The organism is Pseudomonas sp. TE4620, assembly GCF_056279045.1.
In genome coordinates, this window is sequence record NZ_JBWBQO010000001.1 from 1986113 (window position 1) to 2004125 (window position 18013).

Sequence of the window (18013 nt, forward strand, 5' to 3'; positions counted from 1 at the left end):
TGGAATTAGTTGTTGTCGCTGTCTTTGTTGTCAACGCGATAACCGAAGCTGAAGCCGACCCCCTGGAACAGCACCACGTCAGCCAGTTGCCGGGCCAGGTCGCCGGCGCTGGCGAGCTTGGTCTTGGGCACGTAGAGCATGTCGTCCGGCTGCAGGTAGGCGACTTGCGCGGCGCTGGCATCCAGGGCCTTGTCGACGTTGTAGGGCACGGCCTGCACCTGGTTGCCGTTGCGGCGCATGATCACCACCGAGTCGAGCCGCGCCTTGACGTTCGGGCCACGGGCCAGGGTCAGGGCTTCAAGCACCGACACCGGGCGGCGGATCGGGTAGGCGCCGGGCTGGCCGACTTCACCCAGTACGTAGATCTCGTTGACGGCGGTGGACTTGAGCATCACGTCCACGGTCATGCGCCCCGGCAGGTCGGCGTAGCGCTTGTTCAGGTAGGTCTGCAGCTGGGTGACGGTCATGCCCTGCAGCGGCACCGAACCGATTTCCGGGAAGCTCGCCTGGCCGTCGCTGCCGACGGTGATCTCGCGGCTCATGCCGGTGGCCGGGTGGTTGAGCGCGCTCTTGAGGTTCTGCTCGTTGGTCAGCGGGCTGATCACCTGCACGGTGACGTTGTCGCGCCCGGGCTGGAACAGACGCTTGTTGCGGTAGGCCTGCTGGATGGTGCGCCGGGCTTGGTCCGGGGTTTGCCCGGCAACGTTGACCGAGGTGTTGGCCCGCGGCAGTTCGATGGTGCCGTCGGGCAGCACCAGCTGGTTGCCGTTGAGCGAGCTGGCTGCCGGGAAGGCCAGGCCGACGGTGTCGCCGGACTGGATACGGTACGACGCCGAGCCGCTGGTGCTGATGTGGAAGATCACATCGAGCACGTCCTGCGGGCGCAGCACCTGTTCGCTGCGCGGCAGTTCGGCGTCCTGGGCGTTGGCGGCATTGGCGGTCATGATCTGTACCGGCATCTGCCGGGTGTCCTGATTGGCGCAGCCGGCCAGGGTCAGCAGGCACAGCGCGAACGTCGTGTATTTCATGTGAGGCTCCTGGTCTGCTGGCCTAAAGGTTGTTGTACAGCCACTTGGGCATGTAGTACTTGCGCCGGTTGAAGACGCTGCCGATCAGCCTGGCGCCGGCCTGGGTCAGGCGCTGGGCGGCGGCCTGGGCCACTTCCCAGCGGGTTTCCTCGGCGCACACGACGAGAATCACGCCATCGACCAGGGTGCCGATGATCAGGCTGTCGGCGCTGGCGTACACCGCCTCGCCGTCGATCACCACGAAGCGGTAGTGCTCGCCCATGTGCTTGAGCAGCACCCGCAGCAGGTCGGGGTTCAGGCGCTCCTTGCCGCGCTTGTGGGTGCCGGCCGGCAGCACGTCGAACGGCTGGTCGGACAGGCGCACGATGCAGTCCTGCATCAACGGCGGGGTGTCCTGGTCGAACATCAGGTCGTTGAAGCCGCGCAGCTTGTGCAGGCTCAACTGCTGGCTGAGGTTGTTGCCGCTGGGGCTGCTGTCGACCAGCAAGACCGGGCCGCCGCTCATCAACGCCAACTGGCTGGCAAAGGCCAGGGCGCTGGTACTGGTGCCGCTGCCGGTGTTGGCAGCGGTCAGCAGCAGGATGCGCTGGTCTTCATCGAGCACCGTGGAGGTCAGGTTGGTTTCGCTCGGGGTGGCGATCGTCAGACTTCTTGAAGTAGAACCGTCCATTCAACTTGCTCCGTGGCCGCTGAAGACTTTGAAGGGAGTCTTGAAGAGGATCTTCAGATCCAGCATCAAGCTCTGTTCGTTGATGTAGCTCAGGTCCAGTTCGACTCGCTGGTCGAAGTCTATGTCGCTGCGTCCGGAGATCTGCCACAAGCCGGTCATGCCGGGGTAGATGCTCAGGCGGGCGAGGTGGTTGTCTTTGTAGCGATAGGCGTTGAACGAGGTGGGGCGCGGGCCGACCAGGCGCATGTCACCGAGCACCACGTTGAACAGGTTGGGCAACTCGTCCAGGCTGCTGCGCCGCAGCCACTGGCCGATCGGGGTGACGCGCGGGTCTTTGTCGATCTTGAAATCGATGGCATCGGCGCCGTGCTTGTTGAGGTGGCGCACCGAGTCCTTCAAGGCCTCGGCGTTGGCGACCATGGTGCGGAACTTGTACATGCCGAAGGCGCGGCCGCGATAGCCGGTGCGCTTTTGCACGAAGAACACCGGGCCGGGGCTGCTGAACTTGACCAGCACGGCCAGGCCCAGCAGCAGTGGCGAAATGAACGCCAGAATGCACAAGGCACCAAAGCAGGCGACCACCCGGTTGGTGCGCGACAGGGTCCAGGGGCGCCCGCCGGCACGGCCGGTCAGCCAGCCACGGCCTTGCATGTGAATCGCCGCGTCGATGCGCTGGCGGTGCGCGGGGTCCATGCGCTTGTCTTGATACAGTGCCTGCAGTTGCGCACTTTTAGGTTGTCCTGTCATACCGTTCTCCGTTGCTGCGCGGGCAAGTGCCCGTTGACCCGCACCGCGTCCCGGTCAAGTTGCGGGTAGTACTGATGAAACCAGGCAATAAAACGCCCGAGCCCTTCATCCAGCGAAACCTGGGGGGTGAAGCCGGTGACCTGTTCCAGGGCGCTGGCATCGGCACAGGTGGCCAGCACATCACCCGGTTGCAAGGGCAGCAGCTCGATGCTGGCGCTGCGTTGCAAGTGTTTTTCCAGCAAGGCCACGTAGTCGGTGAGTTCCACCGGGCGCTGGCCGCCGATGTTGAACAGGCGCCACGGCGCGTGGCTGCTGGCCGGGTCCGGATGCTCGCGGTCCCAGGCCGGGTTGGCGGTTGGCGCCATCGGGATCAGGCGTACCAGGCTTTCGACGATGTCATCGATGTAGGTGAAGTCGCGCTGGTGCTGGCCGTAGTTGAACAGCTGGATCGGCCGGCCTTCGGCAATCGCCCGGGCGAACTGGATCGGCGACATGTCCGGGCGGCCCCAGGGGCCGTACACGGTAAAAAAGCGCAGGCCGCTGGTGGGGATGCCGAACAGGTGGCTGTAGCTGTGGGCCATGGCCTCGTTGGCTTTTTTGGTCGCCGCGTACAGCGACAGCGGGTGGTCGACGGCATCCTCGACGCGGTACGGGGTGTGCTGGTTGGCGCCGTACACCGAGCTCGACGAGGCATACAGCAGGTGCTGCACCGGATGGCGGCGGCAGCCTTCGAGAATGTTCAGAAAGCCGCTGAGGTTGCTGTCGATGTAGGCCCGCGGGTTTTCCAGCGAGTAGCGCACCCCGGCTTGCGCGGCCAGGTGAATCACTACCTCGGGTTGCTCGCTGGCAAACAGCTCGGCCATGCCGGCGGCATCGTTGAGGTCGAGGCGGTAGAGGGTAAAGGCTCTGGCCTCAGCTTCGACCCAGCGCACCCGCGCATGCTTGAGCGCCGGGTCGTAGTAGTCGTTGAAGTTGTCCAGGCCGATCACCTGGTGGCCGTCGCGCAACAGCCGCAGGCTGCAATGGGCACCAATGAAACCGGCGGCGCCGGTGACCAGGATCTTCATGGCGCCGGTACCTCCGGCTGCACCTGGCGCAGGCCGATGCCACTGTAGCTCAGGCCGAAAGTGGCGACCTGCTCGGGGTTGTACAGGTTGCGCCCGTCAATGATCAGGCGGCTGCGCAGCTTCTTGGCCAGCAGGGCGAAGTCGACCACGCGAAAGTTTTTCCACTCGGTGCAGATCACCAGGGCGTCGGCGTCTTCCAGGGTGTCGTCGCGGGTGGCGCACAGCTGCAGGTCTTTGCGGTAGCCGTAGAGGCGCCGGCATTCGGACATCGCCTCAGGGTCAAAGGCGCACACGGTAGCGCCTTCGGCCCACAGCGCTTCCATCAGGTAGCGGCTCGGTGCTTCGCGCATGTCGTCGGTGTTGGGCTTGAAGGCCAGGCCCCAGACCGCAATCGACTTGCCGGCCAGGCTGCCGGGGAAGCGCTGCTTGAGCTTGGCGAAGAGGATCTGACGCTGGCTGTCGTTGACTTCGCTGACGCTTTGCAGCAGGCGCAGCGGCATGCCGCTGCGTTCGGCGGTGTGCAGCAGGGCGCGCAGGTCCTTGGGGAAGCACGAGCCGCCAAAGCCGCAGCCGGGGTAGATGAAGTGGTAGCCGATGCGCGGGTCGGAGCCGATGCCCTTGCGCACCGCTTCGATGTCGGCGCCCAGGTGCTCGGTGAGGTTGGCCAGCTCGTTCATGAAACTGATGCGCGTGGCGAGCATGGCGTTGGCCGCGTACTTGGTCAGCTCGGCGCTGCGGTTGTCCATGAACATGAGCTTTTCATGGTTGCGGCAGAAGGGCGCGTAGAGCTCGGCGAGCTGGTCGTGGGCCTGGTCATCGGCGGTGCCGACGATGATCCGGTCCGGGCGCATGCAGTCGGCCAGGGCGCTGCCTTCTTTAAGGAACTCGGGGTTGGACACCACCCGCACCTTGAGCGCGCCCTTGCCCAGGCGCTGCAGTTCTTCGCCGGCCAGGGCGGCGACCTTGTCGGCGGTGCCGACCGGGACGGTGGACTTGATGATCAGGGTGCGATCGGCTTCCATCAGCCCGGCGATCTGCCGGGTCACCCCCAGGACATGGGAGAGGTCGGCCGAGCCGTCTTCATCCGGCGGCGTACCGACGGCGATAAAGATCAGCTCGGCGTGACTGACCGCATCACTGGCCTGGGTGCTGAACAGCAGGCGGCCTTCCTTGATGTTTTCTTCGAGCATGGCCGAAAGCCCCGGCTCGCTGATCGGCGGTACGCCCTGACGCAGTTGACTGATCTTGTGCGCATCGACATCGACGCACAAAACCCGGTGTCCTACGTCTGCGAGGGCCGCAGCTTGCACAAGACCGACATAGCCGGTGCCAAATACGCTCACGTCCATGTCGGCGTGCCTCGTATGGAGTAATGAGGATGAAACAGTGGTGTGATTTCGGTATAGCCCACCCGTGGGAAGTCGTGTCAATCAAATGGCATGTTTCGTCGGATTTACACTCGCTGTGATTTGGGCTTTTTGCTATCAAGCCGTTCTAAATCCGGGGGTTAGCATTGGTGAGCACTGGCCAATTGCCGCATCGCAAAACGATGAACGGTCGAAGCCCGCGATAAACAAGGCGTTTATGGATGTGGATGTTTCACGAATGCAACGCTTTCGCGTTTTTGAACTGTCAGAATTGGCGCCGCCAAGTTAGGTCAAAAAACTGACGTTGTTCCGGTTTGCGCTTTGGGTGGCGACTGCTAACGTGTCAATGTCCGGGTGCTTGCAAGGTCAAAATTGGGCGAGGGGAAGATGTTCAAATACGTCAAGGAACTGCTGCTGGCGCTGTACCTGCTGAGCAATTACCCCTATTACCTGGAGCGCTTGCAGGCCATCGGCCTGAGCCCGGCGTTGCTGTTGTACCTCGGCGTCCTGGTGCTGCTGGTGCTGGCCTTGCTGCTGTGCGCCAACATCCGCCAGGCCTGGCTGCGCTGGGGCTTTGCCCTGGTGTTCAGCGCCAGCGCGGTGTTCTTCGATGCCTACACGCGTATTACCGCCGACTATCTGACCTACAGCGGCTTTATCTCGATGGTGTATTCCGGTGGTTTTATCGGCGAGGCCATCGAGCAGTACCACAGCGTGATCCTCCGGGTACTGGGCAGTTCGCTGCTGTTGCTGCTGGGCCTGGGGCTCAAGCCACGCCACCCTGTGCCCGGGCCCAGGGCGCTGCCGTGGGCGGCGCCGCTGCTGGGCATTGCCTTGCTCACGGCGATTCTGTTCGTGCGCGCCGGCGAAGGCGCGCGCGGCCTGCCGATCATGTACACGCCGCTGGCCTATGCCAACCTGATGCTCTACGAGTCGCTGCACGACAGCGTCGGCCCCCGTGAGCCGGTGACCCTGGCACGCAGCGGCCCGGCCCTGGCCCGCGACATCGTGCTGATCATCGACGAAAGCGTCTCGGGCAATTACCTGGACCTGAACACCGCCCATGGCGTACGCAGCCAGCTCAACCAGGCCCGGCCCGGGGTGAGCATTTTCAATTATGGCTACGCCGCCTCGATCGCCAACTGCAGCTCCGACACCAACGTCACCCTGCGTTATGGCGGCACCCGCGACGACTACCTGCGTATCAACTCGACCCTGCCGTCGATCTGGCAGTACGCCAAGGCTGCCGGCCTGGGCACCGTGTACATCGACGCCCAGCGCACCGGCGGCAACCTGCAGAACCTGATGAACGCGGCGGAAAAACGCGACATCGACCAGTTCATCCAGTTCGACAGCACCCCGGTGCGTGACCGCGACATGGCCGCTGTGGCCAAGCTCACCGAGCTGCTGGCCGACGGCAAGGCGCAACTGATCGTGATCAACAAGGTCGGCGTGCATTTCCCGGTGCACGACAAATACCCCGACGACTTCATGGCCTACCGCCCGGCCTTGCCGCGCGGGCAGTACACCGACATCACCGACACCGGCCGGCGCGACGGATTCAATGGCCAGCCCGAAGACTGGGTGCTGTACCGCAATTCGTACATGAACAGCCTGCTGTGGAACGTCGGCGAGTTCTTCAACCGCCTGTTCGCCAAGGCCGACCTCAGCCAGGCGGTGCTCATCTACACCTCCGACCACGGCCAGGACCTGCACGAGCGCGGCAACCCGGGGCTCAACACCCACTGCGACAGCAACCCGGTGGAAGAGGAGGGCCTGGTGCCGCTGGTGGTGATCCAGGGCCAGGGCCTGCAAACCCTCGACTGGCAGGCGCAACTGGCAACCAACAAGGACCGTTCCAGTCACTACAACATCTTTCCCACCTTGCTGCAGCTGCTCGGCTACGACCCGGCCGGCATCGCCGCGGTGTACGGGCGCTCGCTGGTAGTGCCGAGCGACGACCCGTTCAGCTTCAATACCCGCTTCAATGCGCGGCTGGGGGCCAAGCCGGTGTTCAAGCATATTGACCTGAGCGAAGTGGTGACCCCGGGGGCGGCCTTGCCGAATGCGCAGATGCCGGTGGGCCAGGCTGATTGAGCGGGTGAAGGCACTATTTATCTAGCACCGCCGTCAACGGCGGTGCTGCTCTCCTGACAGCCCCCCACTGTCAGGAACTTTTCCAATGACACCTGCAAAGCCAAACCCTGCGTTGATTTTCCACCGCACCTTGATCGGCGCGGCGATTCCTGCCTGGGTCAGCCATCTGGCGGCCAAGGACTTTCAAACCCTGCTGCAGAGCCAGCAACTGCCGTCGGCGATAGAGCCGCAGCTACAGGCTGCGCTCAAGGCTTCGAGGGCTGCACGCCAGGCGCTGGCAGTTCAGCTTGCCGCGCTCAAGGGCATCAGCCAGTTCTGTGCACCACTGTTGGCCCGTTCATTACGTGAGGCCCATGGGGTGGAAGTGGATGTGCTCAAGGCGCAACTGCACCAGGTCGGTTTTGAAACCCTTGGCGGGCGTACCTTGCCCAAGGGCGCGACCCACAGCAGCAGCCTGCTTGAGGCGGCGCTGCAGAATTTCAGCGCCAACGAAGACCTGGGCCCTTTCAGCTACCTGGCTGACGCGCAAGGTCAAACCGTGAGCCTGAGCTGTGAGCGTTTCGTCGCCCTGTGCCGCGAACTCGACCTGGGTCGGCAGTATCAGCAGCACCTGGCCGAGGTGCTGCAGGACCCCGTCAGGGCCGCCAGCATGACGGCAGCGACCCGGGCCGAGTTCGTCGCGCAAGTGCAGCGGGCGCGAAGCTACGGTGAAATCACCGACGCAGTACAGGCCGCGTTATTGCTGCTGGCCAATGGCGCTGCGCCCCGGCTCGATGGCAAAGCCGTGGTCTGTCGGCAGATCAGCGTGCTGGGCAGCGTGCTGGACGGAGCGCTGTTGATCGGCCCGGATCCGGCGGCGAGCAATGTCACTGAACGCTGTGTGGCCTGGATCGCCGGCGCGCCGCTGTACCCGATCAAGGAGTATTCCTCGACCAGCGCCTTTGCCCACGACCTGGCTACCAGCCTGCAAGCTGACGATTACCGCCAGGCAATACTCAAATGTGTGCCCCAGGCCGAGCGCCCGGCATTTGTGCGCGCCTTGAATCAGGCGCTGTACGTCGAACGCTTTGAGGGCGAGGAAAAGATCCGCCAACCGATCCGCAATCCGCGCCTGCAGGTCGAGGAACATGCGCTCGACGGCGAGCTGTGGAGCCGCTTGCAGCGCCTGCAGGTGCGCAGGCTCAAGGCCAATGCCCGGGTACTGGCGGTGCCGACCGCCGATGAAGACCGCGCCGCGCGCCTGGCGCGTTTGCAGCATTGGCTGGATATCGGCCTGAATGTGCTCAACGCTGCGGCGTTTTTAGTCCCGGCGCTCAATCCGCTGATGCTGGCGGTGACCGGCGCGCAACTGATGGCCAACGTGTTCCATGGCGTCGAGGCCTGGGAAGCCGGGGAAACCGCCGAAGCCCTGGCGCAGGTCGAGTCGCTGGTGGTCAACCTGGGTTTGATCGCAGGGCTGGGGGTAGCCGGCAGCGCCGCCGAACCGTCGCTGTTTGTTGATGGTCTGGAGCGTGTCGAATTGGCCAATGGCCAAGTGCGCTTGTGGAAGCCCGACCTGAGCGGTTATGCAAGCCCGGTGCAACTACCCGAGGGCCTGGCGCCCAATGCCCTGGGGCAGTACGCACTGAACGATCAGTTGTACATCCGCCTGGATGGCAAGCTGTACAAGCAACGCTATGATGCCGGTCTTCAACAATGGCGAATCAGGCACCCGGACAACAACGACGCCTTCGAGCCGCCGCTCAAACACTACGGTAACGGCGCCTGGCAGTTCCAGGGTGAACAGCCGCTGCATTGGGAGCGTGGCCAGTTGCTGCGGCGCATCGGCGTTCTGGCCAAGGGCCTGGACGATGCCAGCCTGGCACAGGCTGCCGACATCAGCGGGGTCGACGACGACGTGCTGCGCCACATGCATGTCGAGCAGGGGCCGCTTGCACCGCTGCTGGCCGATACCTTGCAGCGCCTGCAACTGGACCGGCGCATTACCCGGATGGTCGCCGATATCCGCAGTGGTGCGGCGCTGGAGGCGGGCATGACCTATCCGCTGGCGTTGCTGGTCGAGTTGCCCAAATGGCCGGCCAACCGGGTACTGCAGGTGTTCAGGGGGCCGGAGCTGTGGGGTGAATCGCAGACCTATGGCCTGGAGCGCTGGCCCCAGGGTCACGCCTTCAAGGTGCTGGCCGCCGATGTGCGCAGCGGCAAGCTCGCCCAGGTGCTGTTGCAGGCCTTGAGTGAGGCGCAACGCAGCGAGCTGCTGGGTGAGCATTTGCCCGAGCAGGCACGCTTGCCGGCCTTGCGCGAGCAATTGGCCGATCTGGCAGAGCGCAAGCGCAGCGCGGTGTTCGACAGTCTGTACGCCAGTATCGAAAGCGCCCCCGGCCTGGGCGCCAAGACCTTGCAGCGTGACTTCGCCTCGCTGCCTGATTCGCTTGCCGAGGAAATTGTGCGGCACGCCACTGCCCAGGAGCGTGGGCAACTGATTGGCGAGCAAGCGCGCGTACCTGGACGCTTGGCCGAAGAAGCCCGGGCCTATCAGCGCCAGTTGCGCCTCAATCGTGCCCTTGAAGGGTTGGTGTTCCCTGCACGAATGGCCCTGGACAGCGAGCGCCTGGCACTGCAATTGCTCGCCGATTTGCCCGGCTGGAACAGTGGTATTCGCCTTGAGCTACACCAGCAGACGCTGGCCAGCGCGGTGCTGGCCAGCGTCGGTGACACCGAGGCAGAGCTGCGCTCGATACTCAAGTACGAGGGTGGCTATCGCGTTTTCGATGCCCGCGGTAATGAACTGGGGCTGAGCGATGACTTTTTTGCTGCGCTGTTACGCGCACTGCCCGACACCCTGCGCCAGTCACTTGGGGTAGAGATCTACGAGCCCGCGCAACTGCGCCAGCGTCTGACCCAGCAAGCCCTGGGCAATCGCGCCCGCTGTTCGACCCTGATCGGCCAGCAACCCTCGCGGCCCTGGTTGCAATCGCCGTTGCGCCTGGCCGACGGGCGCCGTGGCTACCCGCTGGGCGGCGCGGTGGGGACCTTGCGTTCCAGCGAATATCGCCGTTTGAGTGCCTTGTACCCCGAGTTGCGTGCCAATGAAATTTCCGAGATCAAGAACCAGCTGAGACTCGCCAATGAAGACCTTGGTGTTGCGATCCAGGGCCTGGAAGATGAGTATCGCCAGCTCGGGCAGACCCTCGACAACTGGGTGGCGCAGCGACCCAGCGCTGGCGAGCGGGTGGACCGGGAAATGCTTCGTGACCGGCTAAAAGCCGCCTGGCGCCGTGTGGGTGGCGATCATAAACATGAACTGGACCTGTCCTCCTGGAGGCCTGGCGGATTGCCAGCGATCAATGTGCGCTTTCGCCATGTCACCCGCTTGTTCCTGCATCGGATGGAACTGAGCGCAGTGCCGGAGCAATTCCTTTCGTCGTTTACCGAACTCAGGGAACTGAACCTGGACCACAACCGCCTGACCGAGATACCCGCTGCGCTTGGCACCCGGACCAAGCTGCGGTTGCTCAGCCTCGAGGGCAACCAGATCGCGGTCAATGCGCGCATGTTCGACCCGCTGCAAAGCTTGCGGGCCTTGCGTGGGCTGGGCCTCACCGGTAACCAGATGGCCACGCTGCCGGTTGAAGCGATCAATGCCCTGGGCAAGCTCGATAGCCTGACCACGCTGGGCTTTCGGGCCAATGGCGCGACCCTCGATGCCGAGCAGTTGCAAGCCCTGGCGGCAATCCCGTTGCAGGAGCTGGACCTTGCCCGCAATAACATCCAGTTGGACGAAGACGGGGCCGCAGCCTTTGCCGGCCTTGTGCGGTTGCGCAAGCTCAACCTGGCCGACAACCCCCTGGGCCGGGCGCCGCAGCTGGCCGGCCTGCGGATGCTTGAGCACCTGAGCCTGCGTGGCTGCCAACTCGAAGACTGGCCTGAAGGATTGCTGGAGCTGATGCAGCCGCCAGAGCATCAGCTGCGCACGGTGGACCTGAGCAGCAACGAGCTGAGCGAGCTTCCCGACCTTGCGGCCACGGCCTTTGGCGGTGCGTTGCGTGCCGACGGCCAGCGCAGCCGCTGGCTGCTGCTCAACCAGAACCCGCTCAGCGAGGCCGCTGCCACCCACTTGCGCGGCCTGGGGATGCCGTTCAGTCGCCGTGCCAGCGGCCTGGCCGCCGGCTGGTTACGTGAGGCGAGCGCCGAACAGCAGCAACTGTGGGACACCTTGTTCCCCGATGAAGACACCCATCGCCCGCTGTTGCTGGTGCTCGACCGGGCGCTGGAGTCCAGCGAGGCCCGGTTCGATTTCAACAACATGTCCGCCAGGGTCTGGGAGCTGCTGCGCGCCGCACAAGGTTGCGACCAGCTGTTCAGTGATTTGCAGGCGGTTGCCGACGCTTACCCACCAACCTGTGGCGACGCCGGGGCCGACGGCTTCAGTGCCCTGGAAGTCGAGTTTCTCGCCTATCGCCAAAGCCAGGAGGCGCTTGACCCGCTGCAGCGCACGGCGGCAGTGGTCGGCTTGTACAAACAGCTCTATCGCCGCGAGCTGGTCAACTCCCTGGCCCAGCGTATCGGCCTTGCCCGCGATCTGCGCCGCGATGCCATGCGTGCCGGCAGCCGCCCGTTGCCGGCCTTCGACCCGCTGGATAACCTTACCGACCAGGACCTGGAGCATGAGTCCGACCCGGTGGAAATTCGCCTGAAGTTGCGTCAGGAACTGGCCACCCGGCTCGACTTCCCCGAGCCGTCCAGCGGCATGCTCTATGCGCACAGGGCCGGTGTTGACGCGCGTGTGGTCAAGAGTGTCGAGCGCGAAGTCCAGCGCCTGAGCAGCCAGGTGGAGGCCAGGCAGCAATGGATGGTGCTGCAACATGGCTGGAAGCGCTCCTTGCGCAAACTGCACGGGCAGCGCTTTGCGACCTTCGAACAGCAATGGCGCGATGCCGCCGACTACCTGTTGAGCTGCCTGTACGACTGGCACGAGTTCGACGGGCCGCTGGCGCCCGAGGTGCGCAGAGCGGTGCAGCAGATCCTGCCCGATGCACCCGTGGACGGGCAGGGGCACCTGCAGCGTCTGGCACTGTCGGAAGGGCGCTACTTCACCGCTGAGCAGCAGTTGAAAGAAGTCAGCACTGCGGCCGAGCACGGCCTCATCCTCGAACTGACCCGCAGCAGCGAAAGCTAAGCGGCCTGAACGGCCTTGCCTTGCGTCGCTGCACTAACGGCGCAAGGCAAGCGCACTGGCGTCCTGGGCATGCAACACGCGAAAGCCTTCGGCTTCTTCCACCAGCCAGTCATGCACCGCCCGCGCCCCCGGATGCGCCAGGCCACCGGGCGGGTATAGCAACACATAACGCTTGTGGTTGGCGATCGGCAGGCCGAACGGCACGATCAGCGCGCCGCGTTCCAGCTCGTCATTGAGCAGGGTTCGCCGGGCAATGGCCACGCCGATGCCGGCAATCGCCGCCTCGATGGTCAGGTGGTTGCGGTTGAAGGTGTGCCCACGGCGCACGTCCAGGCCACTGGCGCCAATGCCCTCGAGGTAGAACTCCCATTCGGCGTATTCCGAACTGCCGCGCCAGGCGGTGATGTCGTGCAGCAGCGGGTAATGCGCCAGGTCTGCCGGGCCATGCAGCGGCGGGCGGCCGCGCAGCAGGGAAGGGGCGCAGACCGGGAAGATCTGTTCGTCGAGCAGCGGTGTGGAATGCATGCCCGGGTAGCTGCCGTCGTTGAGGTCGATGGCCAGGTCGAAGTCGCCTTCGTGCAAGGCCTGGCTGCTGTCTTCGGCCACCAGGCGCAGCTGGATGTCCGGGTAGCGTTGCTGCAGGCGCGGCAGGCGCGGGGTCAGCCACTTGGCCAGAAACGACGGGATCGAGCGCAGGCGCAGGGTGCCGCGGATTTCGCCAGCGTCCAGGCGGCGCAACTCGGCATCGATGCTGCCATAGGCTTCGCCGACGGTCTGCGCCAGGCGCTGGCCTTCGGCGGTCAGCTCGACGCCGCGGGCGCGGCGCAGGAACAGGCGAAAGCCCAGGCGCTCTTCCAGTTGGCGGATCTGCTGGCTGACTGCGCCGGGGGTGATGTGCAGTTCTTCGGCGCAGCGGGTGAACGACAGGTGCCGCGCCGCACAGGCAAACACATGCAGCCAGACGTACATCTGGCCATTCATTTGTCGCTTCATCGTTTAGCTCTGCTAAAGGCTTGCTTAGAAAGTTTCGTTGGTCAACACGCAAGTGACCGGGCAGTATCGCGCAACTTCGCGACACCCATCAATTTTTTAACAGTGCCGTTGCGTGACATGGATTGTTGCCTCGGTCAGGCATTAGCATGGCTATCAGTGTTTTCGACCTTTTCAAGATTGGCATCGGCCCCTCCAGCTCCCACACCGTAGGCCCCATGCGTGCGGCGGCAACCTTTGCCCAGACCCTGCGTGAGCAAGGCCTGCTGGAGCAGGTCAGCCGGGTCGAAGTGCGCCTGTACGGCTCGTTGTCGGCCACCGGCGTCGGCCACGCCACCGACCGCGCCTGCCTGCTCGGGCTGATGGGCGAATGGCCGGACCAGATCGACCCGCAAAGCATCGAGCCGCTGATCGCGCAACTGCAGCAAAGCCAGGTACTGATGCTCGACGGCACGCAGGCGATTGCATTCGACTGCGCCAGCGACTTGCTGCTGCTCGATGAAAGCCTGCCGTATCACCCCAACGCCATGACCCTGGAAGCCAGCAGCGCATCGGGCTCGTTGCTGCAGCAAACCTACTATTCGGTCGGTGGCGGTTTTATCGTCGAGGCCGCGCAAGTGGGCACGGCCGGCAACAGCGCCGAGCAGGTGCAACTGCCCTATGACTTCGACAGCGCCGCCCAGCTGCTGGCGCTGTGCAAGCAGCACAAGCTGCGGGTCAGCCAGGTGATGATGGCCAACGAGCTGGCCTGGCGCGAGGAAGCCCAGGTGCGCAGCGGCCTGCTGAAACTCTGGGCGGCGATGCGCGAGTGCGTCGACAACGGCCTGCGCAACGAGGGCATCTTGCCGGGCGGGCTCAAGGTCAAGCGCCGCGCCGCCAAGCTGCACCGCAGCCTGCAGGAGCTGGGCAAGCCCAACGTCATCGGCTCGACCCTGAGCGCCATGGAGTGGGTCAACCTGTTCGCCCTGGCGGTCAACGAAGAAAACGCCGCCGGCGGGCGCATGGTCACCGCACCGACAAATGGCGCCGCCGGCATCATCCCGGCGGTGCTGCACTACTACATGAAATTCAACCCCGAGGCCTGCGACAACGACGTCGTCGACTTCCTCCTCAGCGCCGCTGCGGTGGGCATCCTGTGCAAAAAGAACGCCTCGATCTCCGGCGCCGAAGTCGGCTGCCAGGGCGAGGTCGGTTCGGCCTGCGCCATGGCCGCGGCCGGCCTTGCCGACGTGCTGGGGGCAACGCCCATGCAAGTGGAAAACGCCGCCGAAATCGCCCTTGAGCACAACCTGGGGCTGACCTGCGACCCGGTCGGCGGCCTGGTCCAGGTGCCGTGCATCGAGCGCAACGCGATTGCTGCAGTCAAGGCCATCAACGCCGTGCAGATGGCCTTGCGTGGCGATGGCGAGCACTTCATCTCCCTCGACCGGGTGATCCGCACCATGCGCGACACCGGCGCCGACATGCATGCCAACTACAAGGAGACGTCACGCGGCGGCCTGGCGGTCGCCTTCGTCGAGTGTTGATCCCATCGCGGGTCAAGCCCGCTCCTACATGTGGGAGCGGGCTTGACCCGCGATAGCTGCACCCCTGTTCCAAAGTTATTCATACGCAACAAAAACAACTACAAGGCAATATCGATGACTGATGTAAATAGCACCACGAGCGTTCGTGTGGATTCGGCCGCGCCTGCGCAAAGCCGTGCCTGGAGCCGTCACGACACCACCTGGGTCCTGGGCCTGTACGGCACCGCCATCGGCGCCGGTACCCTGTTCTTGCCGATCAACGCCGGGGTAGGGGGCTTCTGGCCGCTGCTGGTACTGGCGGTACTGGCCTTCCCGATGACCTTCTACGCCCACCGCGGCCTGACCCGCTTCGTGCTTTCCGGCAAGCGCGGCGCCAGCGAAGACATCACCGAAGTGGTCGAAGAGCACTTCGGCGTCGGCGCCGGCAAGCTCATCACCTTGCTGTACTTCTTTGCCATCTTCCCGATCCTGCTGGTGTACAGCGTCGCCCTGACCAACACCCTGGGCAATTTCATGGAGCACCAGCTGCACATGACCCCGCCGCCGCGGGCGCTGCTGGCCTTGCTGCTGATTTGCGGGCTGATGATCGTGGTGCGCAGCGGCCAGGGCATTATCGTCAAGGTCATGAGCCTGCTGGTCTACCCGTTCGTGGCCGCGCTGTTGCTGCTGGCGGTGAGCCTGATCCCCAACTGGAACGGCGCCTTCTTCGCCCAGGCCAGCGAGGGCATGCCCCTGGAGCTGTTCTTCAAGACCCTGTGGCTGGCCATCCCGGTAATGGTGTTCTCGTTCAACCACTCGCCGATCATCTCCGCCTTTGCCGTTGACCAGAAGCACCGCTACGGCGAGCAGGCCGACGCCAGGAGCGGCAAGATCCTCGCCAGCGCCCATGTGATGATGGTGCTGACGGTGATGTTCTTCTGCTTCAGTTGCGTGCTGGCCCTGAGCCCGGCGGACCTGGCCGCTGCCAAACAGCAGAACATCTCGATCCTGTCGTACCTGGCCAACCACTTCCAGACCCCGGTGATCGCCTTTGTCGCGCCGCTGATCGCCTTGGTGGCAATCACCAAGTCGTTCCTCGGCCACTACATCGGTGCCAGCGAAGGCTTCCAGGGCATGATCGTGAAAAGCCTGCGCAGCCGCGGCAAACAGGTCTCAAGCAAGCGCCTGGAACAGATGACTGCGCTGTTCATGGTCATCACCTGCTGGGCCGTGGCGACCCTCAACCCGAGCATCCTCGGCATGATCGAGAACCTCGGCGGGCCGATCATCGCCTGCCTGCTGTTCCTGATGCCGATGTACGCCATCCACAAGGTGCCGGCGCTGCGCAAATACTCGGGCAAGGCCTCGAACGTGTTTGTGGTGCTGATTGGCCTGATTACCCTGTCGGCGATTCTGTTTTCGTTTTTTGCCTAGATCCGAGCTGTACCAGGGAAGGGCTGGTGCGGGCCGTTGCCGAGAAAGCCTGCGTGGTGTTCCAGGGGCTGGACGGTAATGGCCAGCTGGCCCAAGGGGATCGGATCAAACACCTGTTGCAACTGTTCATAGGGCAGGATGGTTCCTGCGGCTGTCCGGCAGGTGGACCAGAAGCCCACTGTGCCGACAAGCAGCCGCAACTGCTGGAGCCCAGCTTCTCTGACCGCTTGCGTCTGGCTTTCATTGATCCTCATGGCTGCTTCCTGGGTAAAATTCCAGGCATCGGTACGTTGATCCAGGCGCCGGTCAAGCAACGACAGATAGTCCAGGCGAGGGATCCTCAACTCGTTGGCATCTGCATTGATGTATGACGTATTGAGCGCGAAGTAACGCAGGGTGGCTTGGGCCCGGTAGTGGGTTGTAGAGATCAGCACAGCGCCGATTGGCTCGCGTTCATACTCGCTGTTGTCTTCGTCAAGCAAAACCCTCTGAATCGACTGGAATGAGTAGCTCAACGGATAGTTGGCGCCATGAGGGTAAGACACGAGCGATTCGGTCGGCAGCATCAGCAACGGCAACTCCTGTTGATCGGCCTGTTGTTGCGCTTGGTGGCAATCATGATCAAGCAGATAGAGGTGCTCCCAGTCCTGGGCACTGCAGTTGTCCCCTTCAACGCATGCGCCTGTCCGGGCATTCCACACCCAAACGTCATCGAGCAGCGGGCGCTCGCAGAATGAACAGAAGTTGCCGAAAGCGCTCAACAACAGTCGTGCTGCGGGAGCCTGGCGTAGCCGATTCGGCAGCAATGGGCGTACTAAGGGTCTCATGGCGCCTCACTCAGCAGGGGAGCTGGCTGATGTTGGTGCTGGGGTAATACAACTTGCTGGCGGAGTCATTGACGAAAGCTTTTGCATAGTGGGTGCCGTGCGAGTTGTCGAACGCCTGCATGACCGTCAGCCAGACTGAATAGAATCCGGAACTTGCTGCGCGTCGCAGAGTGATCGGCCACAGCCAGTTGTGTTTGGGGTCGGGGTCGACGCGGCTGAGCAATCGGCACTCCTCCAAGGCATCGAACCAGGCCCTGGTGCGATTCATCAGCCGTCGATCGAAGACGCTGGAAGAGTCGGCATTCAAGCCCAGCAAGTCGATCATCTCTGTCGCCCGGCCGTTGGCGTCACTGACAACCACGGCAACCTCCACGTCGCCGAAGGGGCCGCCGCCGATACTGGCATCGAGGTTGGCCAGGACCTTGTGCTGTATCACGTCATAAGCAGTGAGCCTGATTCCCGCACTGACCGATTCTGCTGCATTCAACACAGTCCATGTCTGCACTTTAGGGTCCAGGTACTGCAGTTGGTTGGGCAATGCCTGCCAGCAGCCAGCGTTCAGGTCCGGCCAGATGTAGTGTTGCTGACGGATACTGTTATGCAATTGTTGTTCGGTCGGGGAAAAAGCCTGTGCCCAGCTTGTTGCGGTTTTTCGATCCGGGTCATCTGCTTTGCACGTGTTGCATGGGCTGCAGGCCAGAAGGAAATTCTTCCACTCCACGGCGTAGTAAGGGAAATGGCTCTTGGGTAGGGCGTGTTCGACTTCGATCAGGCCAGGCAAGGCAGTACCGCAATAAGAGCAGAAGGCGCCCAGTTCGTCAGTCAGAGGCAATGCAGCCGTTTTGTAGATTTTACTGATCCGTTGCATCAGCCCACTTGCCAGCACGGTTTGCTCGGCAGGCGTAATGCGCCGGATACGCAGGCCTGTAACGTGGTCCAACAGTACTTGCAAGGCCAGAGTCAGGGGTATCTGGTAGGTTGGCGTCGCAGACGTGACACCGGCGATTTTCTGAAAAAGGGCCGCCACGGTGCCGCCTAGCAAGAGCTTCTGCGGCGGCGAGTATTTCGCATGGCGTGGCTGCTTGGTGACCGGACGCATGACTCA

General features: G+C 63.6%; 12 protein-coding genes. 4 read left to right on the plus strand and 8 right to left on the minus strand.

Features of this window, described 5'->3' with window-relative positions:
- Nucleotides 1-5 precede the first annotated feature (5 nt).
- The 5 genes from ACZ9A3_RS09380 to ACZ9A3_RS09400 are packed head-to-tail and all read right to left on the minus strand — an operon-like array spanning nucleotide 6 to nucleotide 4861.
- Nucleotides 6-1028, minus strand: a complete 1023-nt coding sequence (locus ACZ9A3_RS09380; RefSeq protein WP_045198770.1) for a polysaccharide biosynthesis/export family protein — start codon at nucleotides 1026-1028, stop codon at nucleotides 6-8.
- 22 nt (nucleotides 1029-1050) lie between these two features.
- The gene (locus ACZ9A3_RS09385; RefSeq protein ID WP_476252441.1) at nucleotides 1051-1698 is read right to left on the minus strand and encodes a CpsD/CapB family tyrosine-protein kinase; all 648 of its coding nucleotides are present in this window, start codon (nucleotides 1696-1698) and stop codon (nucleotides 1051-1053) included.
- Nucleotides 1699-2445 (minus strand): sugar transferase, encoded by a 747-nt coding sequence (locus tag ACZ9A3_RS09390; RefSeq protein ID WP_476252442.1) that lies wholly within the window; start codon nucleotides 2443-2445, stop codon nucleotides 1699-1701.
- Nucleotides 2442-3512: an NAD-dependent epimerase gene (locus ACZ9A3_RS09395; protein ID WP_476252443.1), complete on the minus strand. Its 1071-nt coding sequence runs from the start codon at nucleotides 3510-3512 to the stop codon at nucleotides 2442-2444. The genes ACZ9A3_RS09390 and ACZ9A3_RS09395 overlap by 4 nt, the downstream gene beginning before the upstream one ends.
- Entirely contained in the window at nucleotides 3509-4861 is a 1353-nt protein-coding gene (locus ACZ9A3_RS09400) for a UDP-glucose dehydrogenase family protein (protein ID WP_476252444.1), read from the minus strand. Before ACZ9A3_RS09400 ends, ACZ9A3_RS09395 begins: the two co-directional genes overlap by 4 nt.
- 405 nt (nucleotides 4862-5266) lie before the next feature.
- Here ACZ9A3_RS09400 and ACZ9A3_RS09405 point away from each other — a divergent pair, with 405 nt between their 5' ends.
- Both ACZ9A3_RS09405 and ACZ9A3_RS09410 read left to right on the plus strand, forming a co-directional pair.
- Nucleotides 5267-6976 carry a sulfatase-like hydrolase/transferase gene (locus tag ACZ9A3_RS09405; protein WP_476252445.1) on the plus strand — a complete coding sequence of 570 codons (1710 nt, stop codon included), beginning with the start codon at nucleotides 5267-5269 and terminating at the stop codon, nucleotides 6974-6976.
- A gap of 85 nt (nucleotides 6977-7061) precedes the next feature.
- A complete protein-coding gene (locus tag ACZ9A3_RS09410) occupies nucleotides 7062-12152 on the plus strand; it encodes a dermonecrotic toxin domain-containing protein (protein ID WP_476252446.1) in 5091 nt (1696 codons plus the stop codon).
- A 33-nt stretch (nucleotides 12153-12185) separates the two neighbouring features.
- On the opposite strand, the gene ACZ9A3_RS09415 is transcribed toward ACZ9A3_RS09410, so the two are convergent.
- A complete protein-coding gene (locus ACZ9A3_RS09415) occupies nucleotides 12186-13145 on the minus strand; it encodes a LysR substrate-binding domain-containing protein (RefSeq protein WP_093383275.1) in 960 nt (319 codons plus the stop codon).
- Between the two features lie 146 nt (nucleotides 13146-13291).
- Between ACZ9A3_RS09415 and ACZ9A3_RS09420 the strand changes: the two genes are divergently transcribed.
- Both ACZ9A3_RS09420 and ACZ9A3_RS09425 read left to right on the plus strand, forming a co-directional pair.
- Nucleotides 13292-14668, plus strand: coding sequence for an L-serine ammonia-lyase (locus ACZ9A3_RS09420; protein WP_093383272.1), 1377 nt, complete (start codon nucleotides 13292-13294; stop codon nucleotides 14666-14668).
- Nucleotides 14669-14782: 114 nt separating this feature from the next.
- On the plus strand, nucleotides 14783-16081 hold the full coding sequence (locus ACZ9A3_RS09425) for a serine/threonine transporter (protein WP_258597633.1): 1299 nt from the start codon (nucleotides 14783-14785) through the stop codon (nucleotides 16079-16081).
- Here ACZ9A3_RS09425 and ACZ9A3_RS09430 read toward each other — a convergent pair.
- Nucleotides 16078-16842 carry a hypothetical protein gene (locus ACZ9A3_RS09430; protein WP_476252447.1) on the minus strand — a complete coding sequence of 255 codons (765 nt, stop codon included), beginning with the start codon at nucleotides 16840-16842 and terminating at the stop codon, nucleotides 16078-16080. The genes ACZ9A3_RS09425 and ACZ9A3_RS09430 overlap by 4 nt on opposite strands.
- Before the next feature lie 76 nt (nucleotides 16843-16918).
- Nucleotides 16919-18007, minus strand: coding sequence for an HNH endonuclease (locus ACZ9A3_RS09435; RefSeq protein WP_093383266.1), 1089 nt, complete (start codon nucleotides 18005-18007; stop codon nucleotides 16919-16921).
- Nucleotides 18008-18013: the final 6 nt, after the last annotated feature.